The 16,902-nt window shown below is 40.3% G+C and carries 16 protein-coding genes; 5 read left to right on the top strand and 11 right to left on the bottom strand.

The genetic code is table 11. The annotated features are described in order from the left end of the window. Positions 1-3 precede the first annotated feature (3 nt). From AAFN85_RS11175 to cysN, 4 genes are all read left to right on the top strand, one after another. Entirely contained in the window at positions 4-660 is a 657-nt protein-coding gene (locus AAFN85_RS11175) for a hypothetical protein (protein ID WP_347527329.1), read from the top strand. A gap of 118 nt (positions 661-778) precedes the next feature. Next, a complete protein-coding gene (gene miaA / locus AAFN85_RS11170) occupies positions 779-1,702 on the top strand; it encodes a tRNA (adenosine(37)-N6)-dimethylallyltransferase MiaA (RefSeq protein ID WP_347527328.1) in 924 nt (307 codons plus the stop codon). A 168-nt stretch (positions 1,703-1,870) separates the two neighbouring features. Next, positions 1,871-2,776, top strand: a complete 906-nt coding sequence (cysD, locus tag AAFN85_RS11165) for a sulfate adenylyltransferase subunit CysD (protein WP_347527327.1) — start codon at positions 1,871-1,873, stop codon at positions 2,774-2,776. Between the two features lie 55 nt (positions 2,777-2,831). Then, positions 2,832-4,085 carry a sulfate adenylyltransferase subunit CysN gene (gene cysN / locus AAFN85_RS11160; RefSeq protein ID WP_347527326.1) on the top strand — a complete coding sequence of 418 codons (1,254 nt, stop codon included), beginning with the start codon at positions 2,832-2,834 and terminating at the stop codon, positions 4,083-4,085. A 92-nt stretch (positions 4,086-4,177) separates the two neighbouring features. On the opposite strand, the gene AAFN85_RS11155 is transcribed toward cysN, so the two are convergent. From AAFN85_RS11155 to AAFN85_RS11115, 9 genes are all read right to left on the bottom strand, one after another. Further along, complete coding sequence (locus AAFN85_RS11155) at positions 4,178-5,587, bottom strand: UDP-glucose 6-dehydrogenase (RefSeq protein WP_347527325.1); 1,410 nt, start codon at positions 5,585-5,587, stop codon at positions 4,178-4,180. A 50-nt stretch (positions 5,588-5,637) separates the two neighbouring features. Further along, positions 5,638-6,498 carry a glucose-1-phosphate thymidylyltransferase RfbA gene (gene rfbA, locus AAFN85_RS11150; protein WP_347527324.1) on the bottom strand — a complete coding sequence of 287 codons (861 nt, stop codon included), beginning with the start codon at positions 6,496-6,498 and terminating at the stop codon, positions 5,638-5,640. Positions 6,499-6,519: 21 nt separating this feature from the next. Further along, positions 6,520-7,383: a dTDP-4-dehydrorhamnose reductase gene (rfbD, locus tag AAFN85_RS11145; RefSeq protein WP_347527323.1), complete on the bottom strand. Its 864-nt coding sequence runs from the start codon at positions 7,381-7,383 to the stop codon at positions 6,520-6,522. Positions 7,384-7,419: 36 nt separating this feature from the next. Next, positions 7,420-7,974 (bottom strand): dTDP-4-dehydrorhamnose 3,5-epimerase, encoded by a 555-nt coding sequence (gene rfbC, locus AAFN85_RS11140; protein ID WP_347527322.1) that lies wholly within the window; start codon positions 7,972-7,974, stop codon positions 7,420-7,422. An 18-nt stretch (positions 7,975-7,992) separates the two neighbouring features. Then, the gene (rfbB, locus tag AAFN85_RS11135; RefSeq protein ID WP_347527320.1) at positions 7,993-9,048 is read right to left on the bottom strand and encodes a dTDP-glucose 4,6-dehydratase; all 1,056 of its coding nucleotides are present in this window, start codon (positions 9,046-9,048) and stop codon (positions 7,993-7,995) included. Positions 9,049-9,080: 32 nt separating this feature from the next. Continuing rightward, positions 9,081-10,025, bottom strand: a complete 945-nt coding sequence (locus tag AAFN85_RS11130) for a GDP-L-fucose synthase (RefSeq protein ID WP_347527319.1) — start codon at positions 10,023-10,025, stop codon at positions 9,081-9,083. A 2-nt stretch (positions 10,026-10,027) separates the two neighbouring features. Beyond that, positions 10,028-11,143 (bottom strand): GDP-mannose 4,6-dehydratase, encoded by a 1,116-nt coding sequence (gene gmd / locus AAFN85_RS11125; RefSeq protein ID WP_347527318.1) that lies wholly within the window; start codon positions 11,141-11,143, stop codon positions 10,028-10,030. 67 nt (positions 11,144-11,210) lie between these two features. Next, the gene (locus AAFN85_RS11120) at positions 11,211-12,182 is read right to left on the bottom strand and encodes an NAD(P)-dependent oxidoreductase (protein ID WP_347527317.1); all 972 of its coding nucleotides are present in this window, start codon (positions 12,180-12,182) and stop codon (positions 11,211-11,213) included. A gap of 18 nt (positions 12,183-12,200) precedes the next feature. Continuing rightward, the gene (locus tag AAFN85_RS11115; protein WP_347527315.1) at positions 12,201-13,121 is read right to left on the bottom strand and encodes a glycosyltransferase; all 921 of its coding nucleotides are present in this window, start codon (positions 13,119-13,121) and stop codon (positions 12,201-12,203) included. A gap of 600 nt (positions 13,122-13,721) precedes the next feature. Between AAFN85_RS11115 and AAFN85_RS11110 the strand changes: the two genes are divergently transcribed. Beyond that, the gene (locus AAFN85_RS11110; protein ID WP_347527313.1) at positions 13,722-14,555 is read left to right on the top strand and encodes a glycoside hydrolase family 16 protein; all 834 of its coding nucleotides are present in this window, start codon (positions 13,722-13,724) and stop codon (positions 14,553-14,555) included. A 95-nt stretch (positions 14,556-14,650) separates the two neighbouring features. On the opposite strand, the gene AAFN85_RS11105 is transcribed toward AAFN85_RS11110, so the two are convergent. Both AAFN85_RS11105 and AAFN85_RS11100 read right to left on the bottom strand, forming a co-directional pair. Then, positions 14,651-15,772: a glycosyltransferase gene (locus AAFN85_RS11105; RefSeq protein WP_347527312.1), complete on the bottom strand. Its 1,122-nt coding sequence runs from the start codon at positions 15,770-15,772 to the stop codon at positions 14,651-14,653. Beyond that, positions 15,769-16,902, bottom strand: coding sequence for a glycosyltransferase (locus AAFN85_RS11100; RefSeq protein WP_347527310.1), 1,134 nt, complete (start codon positions 16,900-16,902; stop codon positions 15,769-15,771). The genes AAFN85_RS11105 and AAFN85_RS11100 overlap by 4 nt, the downstream gene beginning before the upstream one ends.

Raw genomic sequence — 16,902 nt, 5'->3', positions numbered from 1 at the left:
ACAATGGCACTATACAGGTTCAGGGTTACTTTTGAAGACTATGATGACGTTACGAGAGAGATTGACGTTAAATCGAACCAAACTTTCGAAGATCTTCACCGCGCAATTCATCAGTCAACCGGCTACAGCCCGGATTATTCTTCATCATTTTACATCAGCAATGATCAATGGACCAAGGGTGAAGAAATAACTTTTATGCCCAACCAAAGGCGTACCGACCGTGGTGTGACTTTAATGGGCAAAGTGAAGTTATCAAGCTATATTGATGATCCTCACCAAAAATTTTATTATACCTTCAATTTCGATCGCCCTTTTGATTTTCACGTTGAACTGTTGAAGATCATTTTAGATGAGAAAGCAGGTACTACTTATCCATTGGTTGTAAAATCGGTTGGCGAGGCCCCAAAACAATTCGGCAATGTATTTAACCCAACCGTATTGCCTCCAACTACCGAAGATTTCGACTTCCTGAACGAGATGGCCTTCAGCCCTGAAGATGCCGAAGATTTTTCGGAAGTTACCGATACTGACGAGCTTCCAGGCGAAAAACATGTAGCGGAAGAGGAAGAAGAAGAGGATGAATTTGGCAACGAGTTTGCCGATGACGAAGGCTTTGACGATGATGAAAAACCTCATCGCGGAGGCGGCGACGATTATTAATATCTACAATATATAACAACACCCCGTACATTGCGAGGTACCGGTTAATCCCCAAAAAGCAGAGCCGCTCTGTATAGTTTAGGATTGCCCGGTACCTCGCAATGGCGCTTTTAGGCATATGCAGTTTTCTCATCAACCCACTCTTATTGTTGTTGCCGGCCCTACAGCCGTTGGCAAAACAGCCGCCGCCATTAAGCTTGCCCAACATTTCAATACCGTTGTAGTATCTGCCGATTCGAGGCAATTTTTCAGGGAGATGAGTATCGGTACTGCCAAACCCGATGCCGATGAACTTGCAGCCGCCAAACATTATTTTATTGATTCGCATTCGGTAATGGAAAGTTTTTCAGTGGGCGATTTTGAGCGGGAGGGTTTAGCCCTTTTGGATGAGCTTTTTAAAACACATGATAAGGTTATCCTGGCTGGCGGATCGGGTCTGTACATTAAAGCCATTTGCGAAGGTTTTGATGATTTGCCGGTAGCCGATATCGAAACAAGGGAAAAACTAAACCTCGAACTGCAGAAAAAAGGAATAACACATTTACAGGAACGATTAAAGGAAGTTGACCCCGATTATTATGCCGAGGTTGATCTGAACAACCCTCAACGCCTCATCAGGGCGCTGGAAGTTTTTGAAACATCGGGCAAGCCCTTTTCATCATATCGCAACGCTACTATTAATAAAAGGTCGTTCAATATTATTAAACTGGCTTTGGATATGCCGCGCGAAAAGCTTTATGAGCGCATTAACCTACGTGTAGATTTGATGGTAAAACAAGGGTTACTTGACGAAGTAAAAACTCTCCTAACCTATCGCCATCTTAACGCTTTAAATACGGTAGGTTATTCGGAGGTGTTTGATTACTTTGATGGCAAAACCAACCTCGATGAAGCTATCGCCCTAATCAAACAAAACACCAGGCGTTTTGCCAAACGGCAACTCACCTGGTTCAGGCGCGATCAGGATTTTACATGGTTTGATGCCGGTGCCCCGGATGTTATCGACCAGATGATCAAAGTGGTAGAAATACCCTCCGCTTAAATTCCTTTTTTTACAAACGCGTATCCCAAAAGCGCAAATTCAATCTCCTGCTTGCTTTGTTAAATTCCAATTACATAGCACTATAATTGGTCATAATTACGTATTATTGCAGTTCAGTTGCTAAAATCTACTATTTAGGTGGAATTAGCAGGGTACTCATAGCTAACAATGCATAAATATTATCTTACTCATCTGCAGGAACTGGAGTCGGAAGCCATTTACATTATCAGGGAAGTGGTTGCACAGTTTGATCGTCCTGCCATACTATTTTCGGGCGGGAAAGACTCGATAGTGGTTACTCATTTGGCCAAAAAAGCTTTTTGGCCTGCTAAAATACCAATGCCGCTTATTCATATCGATACCGGCCATAATTTTCCCGAAACAATGGATTTCAGGGATAAACTGGTTGAAAACCTTGGCGTACAACTAATTGTTGGCTCGGTACAGGAATCAATAAATAAAGGCCGCGCGGTTGAAGAAAGCGGTATTAACGCCAGTCGTAACGAATTGCAGATAGTAACCTTACTGGATACTATCGAAACGCATAAAATTGATGCTGCCATTGGCGGTGCCCGCCGCGATGAGGAGAAAGCCCGCGCTAAAGAACGCTTTTTCAGTCACCGCGATGAGTTTGGCCAGTGGGACCCTAAAAACCAGCGCCCCGAGCTTTGGAATATTTTCAACGGCCGCAAACGTATGGGCGAACACTTCCGTGTATTCCCGATCAGTAACTGGACCGAGATGGATATCTGGAACTATATCCTTCAGGAAAATATTGCCATCCCGTCATTATACTTTGCGCACCAGCGCGATGCCGTTTACCGCGACAATACCTGGTTACCTGCATCTGAGTTTTTACAGTTGCGCGATGGCGAAAGCATCGAAAACAAACTGATGCGTTTCCGTACCCTGGGAGATATCACTATTACCGGCGGCATCGAATCTGACGCGGATACACTTGAAAAAATTGTTGCCGAGGTATCGGCCACCCGTAGTACCGAACGTGGTAATCGCAGTGATGATAAACGTTCGGATACATCGATGGAAGACAGGAAGAAACAAGGTTATTTTTAAAATTTGATCAGTAAGTCTTTGGATGCCCATTATCCGAAGCACAACATACCACCACATGGAATTATTACGTTTTACTACAGCCGGCAGTGTCGACGACGGGAAAAGTACCCTGATAGGGCGCTTGCTGTACGATTCGAAATCTATTTTTGAAGACCAGATAGAGGCTGTAAAAAAATCGAGCGAGCGTAAAGGCCTGCAACATGTAGATCTTTCGTTATTGACCGACGGCCTGCGCTCTGAGCGCGAACAGGGCATCACCATTGATGTGGCCTACCGTTACTTTGCCACCCCGAAACGCAAATTTATTATTGCCGATACACCGGGACATATTCAATATACCCGTAACATGGTTACCGGCGCTTCAACCGCCAACGTAGCTTTGGTTTTGATTGATGCACGTAAAGGCGTGGTTGAGCAAACCTGCCGCCACTCGTTCATCGCCTCATTGCTGCGCATCCCGCACATTGTGGTTTGCGTAAATAAAATGGACCTGGTTGATTACAGTGAAGATGCATTTAACAAAGTAGTTGAGCAATACACCGATTTTGCCAGCAAGCTTGATGTGAAAGATATCCGCTTTATCCCTATTAGCGCCCTGGCAGGTGATAACGTGGTAAATGAATCAGAAAATACACCTTGGTATAAAGGTTCCAGCCTGCTTCATACCTTGGAGAACATCCACATAGCCAGTGATGAAAATCATGCAGATGCCCGTTTCCCAGTACAAACCGTCATCCGTCCGCATGCTGATGAATACCACGATTACCGTGGTTATGCGGGCCGTATTGCCGGTGGCATATTCAGGCCGGGCGATAAAATTACCGTATTGCCATCAGGTTTAACTTCAAGCATCAAATCTATCGATACTTATTCGGGGCCTGTAGAAGAAGCTTTCGCGCCAATGTCAGTATCTATTACTTTGGAAGATGATATCGACGTAAGCCGCGGCGATATGATTGTAAAAGATGAAAGCGAACCCGAAGTAAGCCAGGACTTGGATGCTATGATTTGCTGGATGGCTACACGCGCGCCACGCCCCGGAGCAAAATATTATCTTAAAACCACTACCCGGGAGGTGATGGCCATTATAAAAGAAGTTTATTACAAACTTGATATCAACACCCTCAAAAAAAATGAGGAAAACACTGATATCAAAATGAACGAGATGATAAAGATCCGTCTGCGTACCACGCAACCTGTGGTATTTGACGAGTATAGCAAAAACCGCATTACCGGCTCATTGATATTGGTTGATGAATCGACCAATGAAACGGTAGCCGCTGGTACTTTCGCCTCATCCGTGCAATAAGTTGATTTTTCTTGCTTATGTACCAAACGAGAGAGGGGTTGTTTCAAATGAAACACCCCCTCTCTCGTTTACTCCCTTATAGGCTTTAAAACCTATAAAACCTCGGTATTAGCACCTATTGATTGAACCAGAAATCCTATCTCTTTCAGTTTTTTTACATCAAGCAGGTTTCTTCCGTCAAATATTTTAGCAGGCTTTAACATCTTATCATAAATGCGCTGCCAATCGTAGGTGTTAAATTCATCCCACTCGGTAAGTATCGCGATAGCATGGGCACCATTGCAAGCCTCATAAGGATCATTAACTACGTTAACACCGGCACGATTTTCCTCCGCGCCTCTTGTAGCTAAGTAATCAAGATCGAAATATACCTGAGCGGCAGATACCTTTGGATCATAAACTGATAAACGGGCGCGCTCATGTAATAAATGATCGGCAACATAAATAGCAGCCGATTCCCTGGTATCATTGGTGTCTTTTTTAAAAGCCCAACCAAAAATTGCTATCTTTTTATCGTTAACAGTGTTATATAAATTCTTGATCATTTGATTGGCAAAACGCTTTTTCTGATGATCATTCATAATTATAACCTGCTCCCAGTAGTCAGCAACCTCCTGTAACCCGTAGCTACGGGCAATATAAACCAAATTCAGGATATCCTTTTGGAAGCATGAGCCACCAAAGCCTACTGATGCCTTCAAAAACTTTGGCCCAATACGGCTGTCTGTACCTATCGCGCGTGCTACTTCACTGATATCGGCCTCTGTTTTCTCGCAAATTTCTGTTAACGAGTTGATAGATGATACGCGCTGTGCCAAGAACGCGTTAGCAGTAAGTTTAGACAGCTCTGACGACCAAACATTTGTGGTTAATATACGTTCGCGTGGAATCCAATTATTATAAACATCAACCAAGGCTTGTATAGCAACCTGACCTTCTGGTGTGTTATCGCCACCAATTAAAACACGATCTGGCGAATCCAGATCAGATACAGCGGTTCCTTCGGCGAGGAACTCAGGGTTTGATAATATTTGAAACTGTGAGCCATTACCTGTATGAGTAAGGATATCTTTTATAGCGCTCGCTGTGCGTACCGGCAAAGTAGATTTTTCAACAATTATCTTATTATCCTTCGCCACTTTGGCTATTTGCCTTGCGCAAAGTTCAATCCATTTTAAATCTGCAGCCTGGCCTTTACCAGCACCATAAGTTTTAGTTGGGGTATTTACCGAAATGAAAATCATCTGCGCTTCATCGATAGCAGCTTCAACATCGGTAGAGAAGAAAAGGTTACGTCCGCGTGCTTCGGCAACAACGTCACTTAAGCCTGGTTCATAAACCGGGATATTTTCTACATTGACATCATTCCAGGCGGCAATACGTTGCTCGTTAAGGTCAACAACGGTTACTTTAATATCAGGACATTTTTTTGCTATCATAGCCATAGTAGGGCCACCAACGTAGCCGGCACCAATGCAGCAAATTTTTTTGATCTGGGTCATTTAGTTAAGTTATTACTTTAAAATACCTTTAATAGTGTTTATTCAGAAGCTTAGGGTTGTATTTTTCTTATATACATGCCATAGCCGCTTTTTATATATTTTTCAGCCAGCTGCTGAAGCGCTTCGTAATCAATAAATCCCATCCGGTAGGCCACCTCTTCAATACAGCCAATTTTGGTATCCTGACGTTTTTCAATCACCCTCACGAACTCTGAAGCATCGCTTAACGAATCAAAAGTACCGGTATCCAGCCATGCGGTTCCTCTGTCCATTACACCTACATATAACTCACCTTTTTCAAGGTAAACCTTATTTACGTCGGTAATTTCATACTCGCCCCTTGGTGAAGCAGGTATCTCACTTGCAATTTTAACAACCTGGTTATCATAAAAATAAAGTCCGGGAACTGCGTAGTTTGATTTAGGAGCTAGGGGTTTCTCTTCGATAGAAAGCGCCTTGAAATCTTTGTCAAATTCAACTACGCCGTAACGTTCAGGATCAGCCACAGGATAAGCAAATATTGCAGCCCCGTTTACATCATTAAAACTTTGAATAAGCTTACTAAAACCTGAGCCGTAAAAGATGTTATCACCCAACACCAAAGCTACCTTGTCGTTACCAATAAAATCGGCCCCTATTACAAAAGCCTGTGCAAGGCCATTAGGCACTTCCTGTACAGCAAATTCAAATTTACAGCCGAGTTCGCTGCCATCGCCTAATAAACGCTTAAACCCGGCCTGATCATCGGGCGTGGTAATGATCAATATTTCATTAATCCCGGCCAGCATTAAAACCGACAGCGGATAATAGATCATTGGCTTATCGTAAATAGGCATTAGTTGTTTACTAATGGCTTTGGTTATAGGATAAAGACGGGTTCCTGAACCGCCGGCAAGAATAATTCCTTTCATAGTATAAGTGTTTTACAATGATTATTTAGCAGCCTCGAGTGCATTAAGACAAACAATAAGACTATCACGCCAATACGGAATTTCCAGGCTAAACGTTTCCTTTATTTTTGCTTTATCCATTACAGAAAACGCCGGCCTCTTGGCCCTGGTTGGATATTCGCTTGTGCGGATAGGAAAAGCTTTAACCTGCGTTCCGGATAAATCGAATATTCCTTTAGCAAAATCATACCAGGATGTTACCCCCTCATTGCTGTAGTGATAGATACCATAATTACCGCTATTTGATGTTATAATTTTTAAAATAGCCGCAGCCAAATCAATTGCGTAAGTTGGCGTACCTATCTGATCAGCAATAATTTTAAGTTCGTCTCTTTCGGCGCCTAATTTCAGCATGGTTTTAACAAAGTTATTTCCGTACTCAGAATAAAGCCAACTGGTGCGGATAATGTAATGCTCCGGCAGTGTAGCTACAATATCATGCTCGCCTTCTAACTTTGTTAGGCCGTAAATACTTATCGGCTCTGTTGCATCATTTTCAGTTAAAAGTGTAGACGTATCACCTGAAAAAACAAAATCTGTTGATATATGCACCATTATAGTGCCATGTGCTTTACATTGTGCAGCCAGGTTTTTACCACCGGTTTTGTTTACGCTGCGTGCTTGCTCAATATCATCTTCGGCCTTATCAACCGCAGTATAAGCCGCGCAATTGATAATATGGGTTGGCTTATATTGCTCAAAAACCTGGCTAAGTAAAGCTTCATTTAAAATATTTGCTTTTGCTTCCGGTAAAAACACTATTGATGTAATACCACTTGATAAAGCCACTTTTTTTAAACACTGACCAAGTTGGCCTGCTGCACCGAAAACTAAAATGTTTTCCATAAGGAGTTGTTATTATTATAGCAGATAAAATGATGATCAAAAGCCAAAATCGCCTGCATCTTTCAAAAAGGGTAATTCGCGATCTTTATCTGATACCAAAATATCAGCATTAGGTATTCCCCAATCAATATTTAAATTAGGATCAGCATAATGTAAACCACCTTCCGATTCTTTATTATAAAAATTATCGCATTTGTATTGAAAAATAGCAATATCACTTAGTACGATAAAGCCATGAGCAAATCCACGGGGGATGAAAAATTGCTGATGGTTCTCTTCCGATAGCAACACAGAATGATACTGTCCGAAAGTTGATGATCCTTTTCTTAAATCAACTGCTACGTCCAAAACCTGGCCTTTAGTTACCCTAACCAACTTGGCTTGAGCATGCTCACCCTTTTGAAGGTGTAGGCCTCTAAACACCCCGTATGATGACGAAGATTGATTATCCTGAACAAAATTAACCTCATAGCCAACTGCATTATTAAAATGCTGCGTGTTATAGGCTTCAAAAAAATAGCCTCTGTCGTCATTAAATACGCGAGGGGTTATTACTATACACCCTTCAAGCGGAGTGGTTGTAATTGTCATGCTATTAGCGGTATTTGTTTAACGATTTTCGTATTGATAATCATAGTAGCTGGCATATGACCCCGTTGTAACGTTGTTTAGCCAGGTTTTGTTCTCCAAAAACCAATCAATAGTTTCAGAAAGGCCCTGTTCAAAAGTTACCGACGGTTTCCAGCCAAGCTCCCGATTAATTTTTGTAGCATCAATGGCGTAGCGCCTATCGTGCCCCGGACGATCTTTTACATACGTGATCAGCTGTGCGCTGGTTCCTGGCTCCCGCAGAAGCTTCTCGTCCATTTGTTTACACAGTAAATTAACCAGGTCGATATTCTTCCATTCGTTAAAACCACCGATATTATATGTATCGCCTATTTTGCCTTGATTAAAAATTAAATCAATAGCTATCGCATGATCTTTTACAAAAAGCCAATCGCGTGTATATTTTCCATCACCATAAACCGGCAAAGGTTTATTATTGATGATATTGTTTATCATCAATGGTATCAATTTTTCGGGAAAATGATACGGACCGTAGTTATTTGAGCAGTTTGAAACCACCACTTTCATACCATACGTGTCATGATAAGCACGCACAAAATGATCAGAAGCCGCTTTGCTTGCGCTATATGGTGAATGCGGATCGTACCTCGTTTCCTCAGTAAATAAACCCTCTTCGCCTAAAGCACCATAAACTTCATCGGTTGATATATGGTAAAACAGGCTATTTTCATAATTACCGGCCCATTTTTGCTTTGCAACCTCCAGAAGGTTTACAGTGCCGATAACGTTGGTGTAAACAAAGTCCATAGGACTAAGAATTGACCTATCTACGTGAGATTCGGCAGCAAGATGTACAACATCGGTTACCCCATATTTATCAAAAACAGCAGATATCTGCTCTCTGTTTGTTATATCTGCCTTGTCAAAAACGTAATTCGGAGCACTCTCAACATCTTTTAAATTTTCAAGATTACCGGCGTAGGTTAGTGCATCCAGATTAATTATCAGGTAGTCGGGATACCTGGTCACAAACCTGCGAACCACGTGTGAGCCGATAAAACCAGCACCGCCAGTGATAATAATTTTTTTTATCATATAATAAAAAGGTTAAATCAATTGGTGACTTGTTAAGCTACAGCGCTACTTTCAAGTTTGCTTATAAAATCACCATAAGCCAATTTAATTCCTTCCTCCAGTTCAATTGTGTGCTTCCAGCCCTTACTGTGTAGTTTGGATACGTCCATTAATTTACGTGGTGTACCATCAGGTTTCGTGGTATCAAAGTTAATTTCACCTTCATATCCAACTATTTGCTTGATCAACAAAGCAAGATCTTTGATGGAGATGTCCTCTCCTGTACCAATATTCACCAGGCCTTCTTCATCATAATTCTGCATCAAGTAATAGCAAGCATTGGCCAGATCATCGGCAAATAAAAACTCGCGTTTTGGCGTGCCTGTTCCCCAAATGATAACTTGGGCCAAACCTTGGGTTTTGGCTTCATGAAAGCGGCGGATGAGGGCCGGTAGTACATGCGAATTTTGAGGATGATAATTATCATTGTAACCGTATAAGTTGGTAGGCATAACTGATATATAGTTACAACCATATTGCGCGCGATAGGCATCGCACATTTTTATACCGGCTATTTTGGCTACAGCATACGGCTCGTTAGTTTGTTCAAGCGGGCCGGTTAATAAATAATCTTCACTTAATGGTTGGGGTGCAAGCTTTGGATAAATGCAGCTCGATCCCAAAAACATCAGCTTTTTTACACCATTAAGGTAACTGCTATGAATCACGTTATTCTGGATCTGCAAATTTTCATACAAAAAATCGGCCCGGTAAGTATTGTTGGCAACAATGCCCCCAACTTTTGCAGCGGCTAAAAAAACATAGTCGGGTTTTTCTTCATCAAAAAAATCTGCCACCTGTTGCTGATTGCGCAGATCTAATTCTGATGATGAACGGGTAACAATATTATTAAATCCCTCGTTTACAAGCTTACGATGAATAGCTGACCCAACCATGCCACGATGGCCCGCTATATATATTTTAGCTGATTTATCCATTATTATTCAAACTGATTTTTGATAGTGTAACCAGAGCTTTTCAATAATTTTTCGCGACGGAAGTTTTCAACATCAGCGGCAACCATTTCGCTAACCAAACCTTTAAGATCATATTTCGGTTCCCAACCCAATTTGGTTTTTGATTTTGTTGGATCACCAATTAACAGATCAACCTCAGTTGGCCTAAAGTAGGCGGCATCAACAGCAACCACTTCTTTGCCTTCTTCAATTTGGAAATCAGGATTACTGCAGCTTACAACATAACCAACCTCATTAATGCCTTCGCCTTTAAATTCGATGGTTATACCCACTTCGGCAAAAGCCATTCTTACAAATTCTCTTACCCTTGTGGTTACTCCTGTTGCAATAACATAATCTTCAGCAACTTCCTGCTGCAATATTAAATACATCGCTTCAACATAATCTTTAGCGTGGCCCCAATCTCGTTGTGCATCAAGATTACCCAGGTACAATTTTTCCTGTAAGCCCATGGCAATTTTTGCTGTTGCGCGTGTAATTTTACGGGTTACAAAGGTTTCACCACGTAAAGGGCTTTCGTGGTTAAACAGGATGCCATTACAAGCATAAATACCATAAGCCTCACGGTAGTTTACGGTAATCCAGTAAGCATACATTTTTGCAACCGCATAAGGCGAGCGTGGGTAAAAAGGAGTTGTTTCTGATTGCGGCACAGCTTGTACCAAACCGTATAGCTCAGAAGTTGAAGCTTGATAAATTTTTGTTTTTTTCTCTAAACCCAAAATCCTGATGGCTTCTAATAAACGTAACGTTCCGATACCATCAGCGTTAGCAGTATATTCTGGTGTATCAAAACTTACCTTTACGTGTGACATTGCACCTAAATTATAAATTTCATCAGGCTGTACCTGTTGAATGATACGGATAAGGTTAGTGCTATCACTTAAATCGCCATAATGTAAAATAAGGTTCTTATTGGTATCATGCGGATCCTGGTATAAATGGTCAATCCTATCGGTGTTAAAAAGTGAGCTTCTACGCTTTATACCGTGTACTTCATATCCTTTAGAAAGCAGGAGTTCTGTTAGATATGCACCGTCCTGACCAGTTATACCTGTTATTAGGGCCTTTTTTTTCATGAGTTTTGTATGTGAAAATTGTTCAATAATAAAGTTTAAATTGAGATGGTTACAGATAGCCTTACTATTAAGATAAGCCTTGCTTTTCGCAATCTTTAAACCAATCCTCTATAGCTTCTTTTAAGCTATATTGTAATTTATAAGGTGATTCGCTAAGTTTTTTTCCTGATATATTAGTTGATATCATCAACTTTTTTACCCTGTCCGGATGTATTCCGTTTATCTTTTTACCTAATGTGCGGCCGGCATAGTAAACAGCACCGGCTGTTTTTTTAAGTAAACCACTTGGTACAACCAGCTTGGGCTTTGCCACACCTGTAACATCAGCAATTGTTGTACAAATCTCTTCGATGGTAGGTGCAGGATAATAACTCAGATTATAAGTTTCAACTTCCGAATTTGTTTTGATGGATGTTTCATATAGTACCCTGGCTACATCCTTTACATAAACCGCAGCCTTGATCGTGTCTTTACGGCCGGGGTAAAAAAACATTTTCTTTTTTAATGAACCATACAAACGGGTAAAGTTACCGCCTTCTGATTTACCAAAAACAACACCTGGCCGTACAATGGTTAACTTCCGGTTTACCGGATCTTCGGCCTGCCAAATTTTATGAATATACTCGGCTGTTAATTTTGATATGCCGTATGGCGAGTTAGGCATCGGCAAAGTAGTCTCTTCCTTTAACTCTTCTGATGGACCATACGGAGCTATCGAACTGGTAAATACAATTCTGTTAATACCATTTTTCCGCGCAAAATTACACACATTTTCAGCCCCGAATATATTGGTTTCAAAATACTCATGATCAGGATGCCCCGGAGTAGTGTGTACCGCAGCCAGATTATAAATAATTGAGTTCGAAAGGTCGGCAATAGCCGGATCAATTGCCTTGCGCACATCAAGAACCTCATAATCAGAGCTTACTTTGGTATTTATATCGTATTTGTAAATTTTTTCTTGTGGAAATTTATCAGCGATGAGTTTTGCTAAATGAGTGCCTATAAAACCCGAACCGCCAAAAATTATGTAATTCATAGTATAGATATATCGTGGTTATGCTTTTTGTTTGTCCCAGTAACTTCTGTGCATTGAAAAACTACGGCGCCTGTTATGTGATAATTTTTGGTAGTTCATGCCAAGCTTGTAGCCAAACCATTTTGCAAAAGTTGAACCTACCATTTTCGGCAAAAGCAACGGATTCTTCTTAAGAAGTAGTTGCAATTCGGATTTTATGTATTTAACACCTTCACCTGTAGCCTGACCAAAATTATCAATAAGCCAATAGTTAGTTTTATGAAAAACGCCGATATCAAAATAACGTTTGAATTCTTCTTTAATGCTATAATCATGCGAGTGATAGCCTTCGGCATCAGCAACGTAGGCAATTTTCCAACCATTAATAAGTATCTGACCACCAACTATCACATCTTCACCAAAGATACTGTTCTTCGGAAACCCTCCGGCTTGCAATAATGCTTCCTTACGATAGGCAGCGAATGAGTTTGAACATGAGGCGGTTTTAATTCCCATTGTATCCTTATCTTCAAAAGATTTAACCCTCGAAATTGCAGGATAATTGAATAACCTTGCATGCGATTCGAGCAATCCAGCCTCCTTACGTGGTAACTGCCTGCCGTAAGCTATACCAACTTTCTCATCGTTAAAGGCGTTAAGCAGGTTGCTGATGCTATTTTCCTGGGCTAACACACAATCCTGGGTCATATAAATATACACATCAACGTCGGGCAGCTTGTCAGCCAAAAGCTGCCTTGCGTAACCATGATCAAAATCTTTTTTATCGATGGTAAATACCTCAAAACCGTATTCTTTGGCTAACTTAACGGTATCGTCTTTTGAACCAGAATCAAGGATAACTTTGCGGGTAACCTTCACATTTTGCTTTTCGACACCTTCAAGAAAATCCTTCCATTGTGATCCCGCGTTGAGGGTTGGTACCAGTATACCAGTATTCATATAATTAAATCATTAATTTTAAACAGGACTAACCTACCATCATAAACAAGCATCAAAACAGGGCTAATTGGATAACTTTAAAAAATTTAAAAGTTGGCAAACAACAGCCTTCACAACTTCTTGTTTTAAAACATTTTAATTGATAAGATTTTTTTTAACAACCTGGCATAAACTATGATATACCAATAAATTAGATTGTAATTTTGTTTTTTTGTAGGCATAATGCAAACATAACTATCATCAGTATCGGCAAAACCTGTTCTGTATCTATATGCTTTACAATACAAATATACAATTATTATTAGCATAATAATTAAATGTTCGCAAAGCAATGCTGTTTTTTATAGAAAAAATTTAATAAATTGATAAATTATTCTTTTTTTGTAAAACAATGAATAACTTCATGATAAGCATTCACTGGCAACCTGTAATTAGAGCTTTTTTATAGCATCTGCTTTTTAAAACAGCATTAACAATAGGTTAAAAATGATAATAAAACCCCTCCTGCATTTTCGGGTCTGTTTAAAACCTTTCGCTATTAAAACTTTACAAAAGGCAACAAAATAAACACCCGCAACTACCGTTGCATATTTAAAGCAAATGAAAACACAAATAAAACTTTTTATTTACTGCATTTTTATTGGATACTGTTCAAATGCAGCCGCACAAACTACTAAGCCCTGGAAGTTGGTATGGTCGGACGAATTTAATTACACCGGTCCACCCGATTCGACAAAATGGGGATATGAAAGAGCAACTCATCGCAGCCATGAAGAGCAGGTTTATACAGACCGGAAAAAAAATGTGTATGTAAAAAACGGTTTCTTAACCATAACCGGATACAAAGAAGAATATCCCAATGTTAGGTATATGCCCAATAACACCGATTGGGACAGGTCTGATCCATTTATGCATTATACATCAGCTAGCTTAACTACCCGTTATACGGCATCATGGAAGTACGGAAAAATTGAAGTACGGGCCAAAGTTCCTTCTGGTGCCGGAACATGGCCTGCAATCTGGATGCTTGGAGTAGACAAGGCAAACCTTGGCTGGCCACGGCAGGGCGAAATCGATATCATGGAAGCACAAGGCAGGATACCTAAGTTTACTACCGGCACTTTACATTTTGCAGATAAAATAACATCCGCCCCAATCAAAACAGGTAATAATCTTTTACCTTTAGATAGGCCGCTTTCTGCTGATTTCCATATTTATTCGGCAATTTGGGACAGCACCAAAGTAACCTTACTATTTGATAATAAAGAGTTTTTTACCTACAAATTTAAAGATAAGGACATCGTTTTTAATCAACAGCCCTTTTACCTGATCATTAACCTGGCTCTTGGCGGAGCGGGCGGCGGCCCAATTGATGATACTATTTTCCCCGCAAAATATGTAATTGATTATGTGCGGATCTACCAAAATCAATAAGCCATAAAAAAAGAGAACCTCATAAAGATTCTCCTTTTTCATATTTGAGGCCTTCCTTTTATAAAAGAGAAGGCCTTAATTTTAATATCGATATGCTATAAGTTAGCCAAAAACTCTTGATAGGCGTCTTGATATCCCTGCGACATTTTTTCTGGCGTATAATAATTTGAAAAGCAGCGTCTTCCTGCTTCGGCCGCTTTATCTTTTGGATATGCGAGCAGCTCTTTCACCTTCTTTTCAAAATCGGCTTCATCATTATTTTTGAAAATCACCCCCTTAAAATCTTCGGGATCTTTATTGTAAACCTCATAGTGGGGCGGAATATCAGATAATAAAAATGGCACACCCAAGGCCATAGTTTCAAGCAAGGTGTTTGCCAACCCTTCGGTTAATGATGCCGATACATAGTAATCTGAAGCCAGGATATATTCATTTACATTTTCAACAAAACCAGGTTTTATAAAATTGGGGAACGAATATGAATCAATTACCTCCTGTAGCGCACCTTCGCCAAGTACTATCAATCCAACATTATTCATCTTTAGCTTATTAAACGTGCTAACTATAAACTCAATGTTTTTTTCGCGCGATAACCTGCCGATGTATATAAAATAGGTTACATTTTGTTTTAATCCTAATTTATCACGTAGTGTAGCCTTATCTTGTGCAGATATGGTTGTAGGTAAATATGAACCACAGTTGGGTACAGCTTTTACTTTTAAATGCTCATTTTGCCAAAGGGCGTCGGCCACGTTTTCGGCGCAGGCAATAGGTAAATCAATTCGCTTTATAAAATATTTAGATAGGAATATCACCGCTCTGCCCGCTAACGGGCCGTACATTACAATTTGCTGTATTCCCGGGTAAATATGAACGGTGAATGATTGCTTAATTTTAGTAGGCATTACACCCAATAAAAAGAGCGACCGAGGACAGTGCGAGTGAATTATATCGGGCGCGAGATCTTTGATCGCCTTCTTCAGGTTAAAATATAAACTTACCGGCTTAAGTTTTCCGGTGCCGTAAACGGTGATGAGCTTAACGGGCAACTGCTTGAAATCATTTACCCTATTTGCCTCGTTTTCGGGCACAAGTGTTATAATTGAGATATCATATACGGCCGGATCCATAAACTTCACAATATTATAAAGTACGTTAACCGGTCCGCCTCTTGCTAACGACGATATCACATAGCATATTTTTATTTTCTTGTTCATTTTGCAGCTGTTAATTCTTTATAAACATTAATGAAGGCAGACGTCATAATATCTAACGAGAATTTATCTTCTATTAGCTTACGGCCGTTATTACCTAATGTTTTCGCTAATTGTTCGTTGTTTAACAACAACTCTATCTTTTCTACCAATTGATCGGGAGCATAGGCATCTATCCTGTAGCCGTTTACATTATCATTAACAATTTCATCGGTTCCGCCCCCCCGGGTTGCAATAACTGGCTTGGCCAGTGCCATGTACTCGATAATGGTATTTGAAATACCCTCGCCATGTACGCTTGAATTAGTGAGCAATACACCGATATCAAAAATGTTATTGATCGATTCAACATCCTGGCGCTTACCAGGAAAAACTATTCTGTTGGATAATGTTGCAGGTACCATCGCCTTAATACGCTCCAGGTTACTGCCACCGCCAACCAAAATGAAATAAGCGTTCTCCATCTTAGTACAAACGGTAATCGCGGCCTTAGTAACGCTTTCAAAATCTTTCCTATCTTCAAAAGCAGCAACCATTCCTACAATTTTATGGTTAGTAGCTACATCATTGCCAAGCAATTCGGCAATCATTTGCTCTTTGGGCTTTAAGCCTTCAAATCGTTTCAGGTCGATACCGTTATAAATACACTGCGCTTTGCCCGCGGGAGGGCGATATGCTTTTATACCCGCGTTTGAGTTAGCAAGGATCCTATCCGAAAAAGGGAACGAGATCTTACTCATCAAGTAAAATTTATTCCTGATTGTAAGGTTTTGAATAGCATCGGCAATAATGCCATTAACAAATTTAATTTTATAAATTTTAGCCAAAGGCCCCAGGTATACACTTGGCACAAATCCCCATGAGTGAATTATACCAGGCCTATATTGTTTAATGATACTTTTAAGCTTATTGAACGCGGCTAATTCAAATTTCCGTTTCCGTTTAATACAAATAAGTTCAATTGGCAAACTATACACATACTCGTACTCAACAATATCAGATAGCAGCACCAAAACAACTTTATAATCATTAGCTATGAGACCCTTTACAAGCTCAAGCATGCGTCTTTCCTTACCCCCTTTGTGTAAGGCATCATTTACAATCAGTATTACTTTGTCGTTTTGATTTTTCAT

Origin of the sequence: Mucilaginibacter sp. CAU 1740 (genome assembly GCF_039839285.1) — a bacterium.
Classification (GTDB): Bacteria; Bacteroidota; Bacteroidia; order Sphingobacteriales; family Sphingobacteriaceae; genus Mucilaginibacter.
Note: the sequence above shows the minus strand (reverse complement) of the source record. Positions and strands in the feature narration are given on the sequence as shown.

What these genes read in the sequence shown, in the direction of transcription:
- miaA (WP_347527328.1), top strand. Translation starts at nt 779, where the DNA reads ATGCAGTTTTCTCATCAACCCACTCTTATTGTTGTTGCCGGCCCTACA.
- gmd (WP_347527318.1), bottom strand. Translation starts at nt 11,143, where the DNA reads ATGAAAAAAAAGGCCCTAATAACAGGTATAACTGGTCAGGACGGTGCA.
- AAFN85_RS11120 (WP_347527317.1), bottom strand. Translation starts at nt 12,182, where the DNA reads ATGAATTACATAATTTTTGGCGGTTCGGGTTTTATAGGCACTCATTTA.
- AAFN85_RS11110 (WP_347527313.1), top strand. Translation starts at nt 13,722, where the DNA reads ATGAAAACACAAATAAAACTTTTTATTTACTGCATTTTTATTGGATAC.
- cysD (WP_347527327.1), top strand. Translation starts at nt 1,871, where the DNA reads ATGCATAAATATTATCTTACTCATCTGCAGGAACTGGAGTCGGAAGCC.
- AAFN85_RS11115 (WP_347527315.1), bottom strand. Translation starts at nt 13,121, where the DNA reads ATGAATACTGGTATACTGGTACCAACCCTCAACGCGGGATCACAATGG.
- rfbA (WP_347527324.1), bottom strand. Translation starts at nt 6,498, where the DNA reads ATGAAAGGAATTATTCTTGCCGGCGGTTCAGGAACCCGTCTTTATCCT.
- AAFN85_RS11155 (WP_347527325.1), bottom strand. Translation starts at nt 5,587, where the DNA reads ATGACCCAGATCAAAAAAATTTGCTGCATTGGTGCCGGCTACGTTGGT.
- rfbB (WP_347527320.1), bottom strand. Translation starts at nt 9,048, where the DNA reads ATGATAAAAAAAATTATTATCACTGGCGGTGCTGGTTTTATCGGCTCA.
- cysN (WP_347527326.1), top strand. Translation starts at nt 2,832, where the DNA reads ATGGAATTATTACGTTTTACTACAGCCGGCAGTGTCGACGACGGGAAA.
- AAFN85_RS11130 (WP_347527319.1), bottom strand. Translation starts at nt 10,025, where the DNA reads ATGGATAAATCAGCTAAAATATATATAGCGGGCCATCGTGGCATGGTT.
- rfbD (WP_347527323.1), bottom strand. Translation starts at nt 7,383, where the DNA reads ATGGAAAACATTTTAGTTTTCGGTGCAGCAGGCCAACTTGGTCAGTGT.
- AAFN85_RS11175 (WP_347527329.1), top strand. Translation starts at nt 4, where the DNA reads ATGGCACTATACAGGTTCAGGGTTACTTTTGAAGACTATGATGACGTT.
- AAFN85_RS11100 (WP_347527310.1), bottom strand. Translation starts at nt 16,902, where the DNA reads ATGAAAAATCAAAACGACAAAGTAATACTGATTGTAAATGATGCCTTA.
- rfbC (WP_347527322.1), bottom strand. Translation starts at nt 7,974, where the DNA reads ATGACAATTACAACCACTCCGCTTGAAGGGTGTATAGTAATAACCCCT.
- AAFN85_RS11105 (WP_347527312.1), bottom strand. Translation starts at nt 15,772, where the DNA reads ATGAACAAGAAAATAAAAATATGCTATGTGATATCGTCGTTAGCAAGA.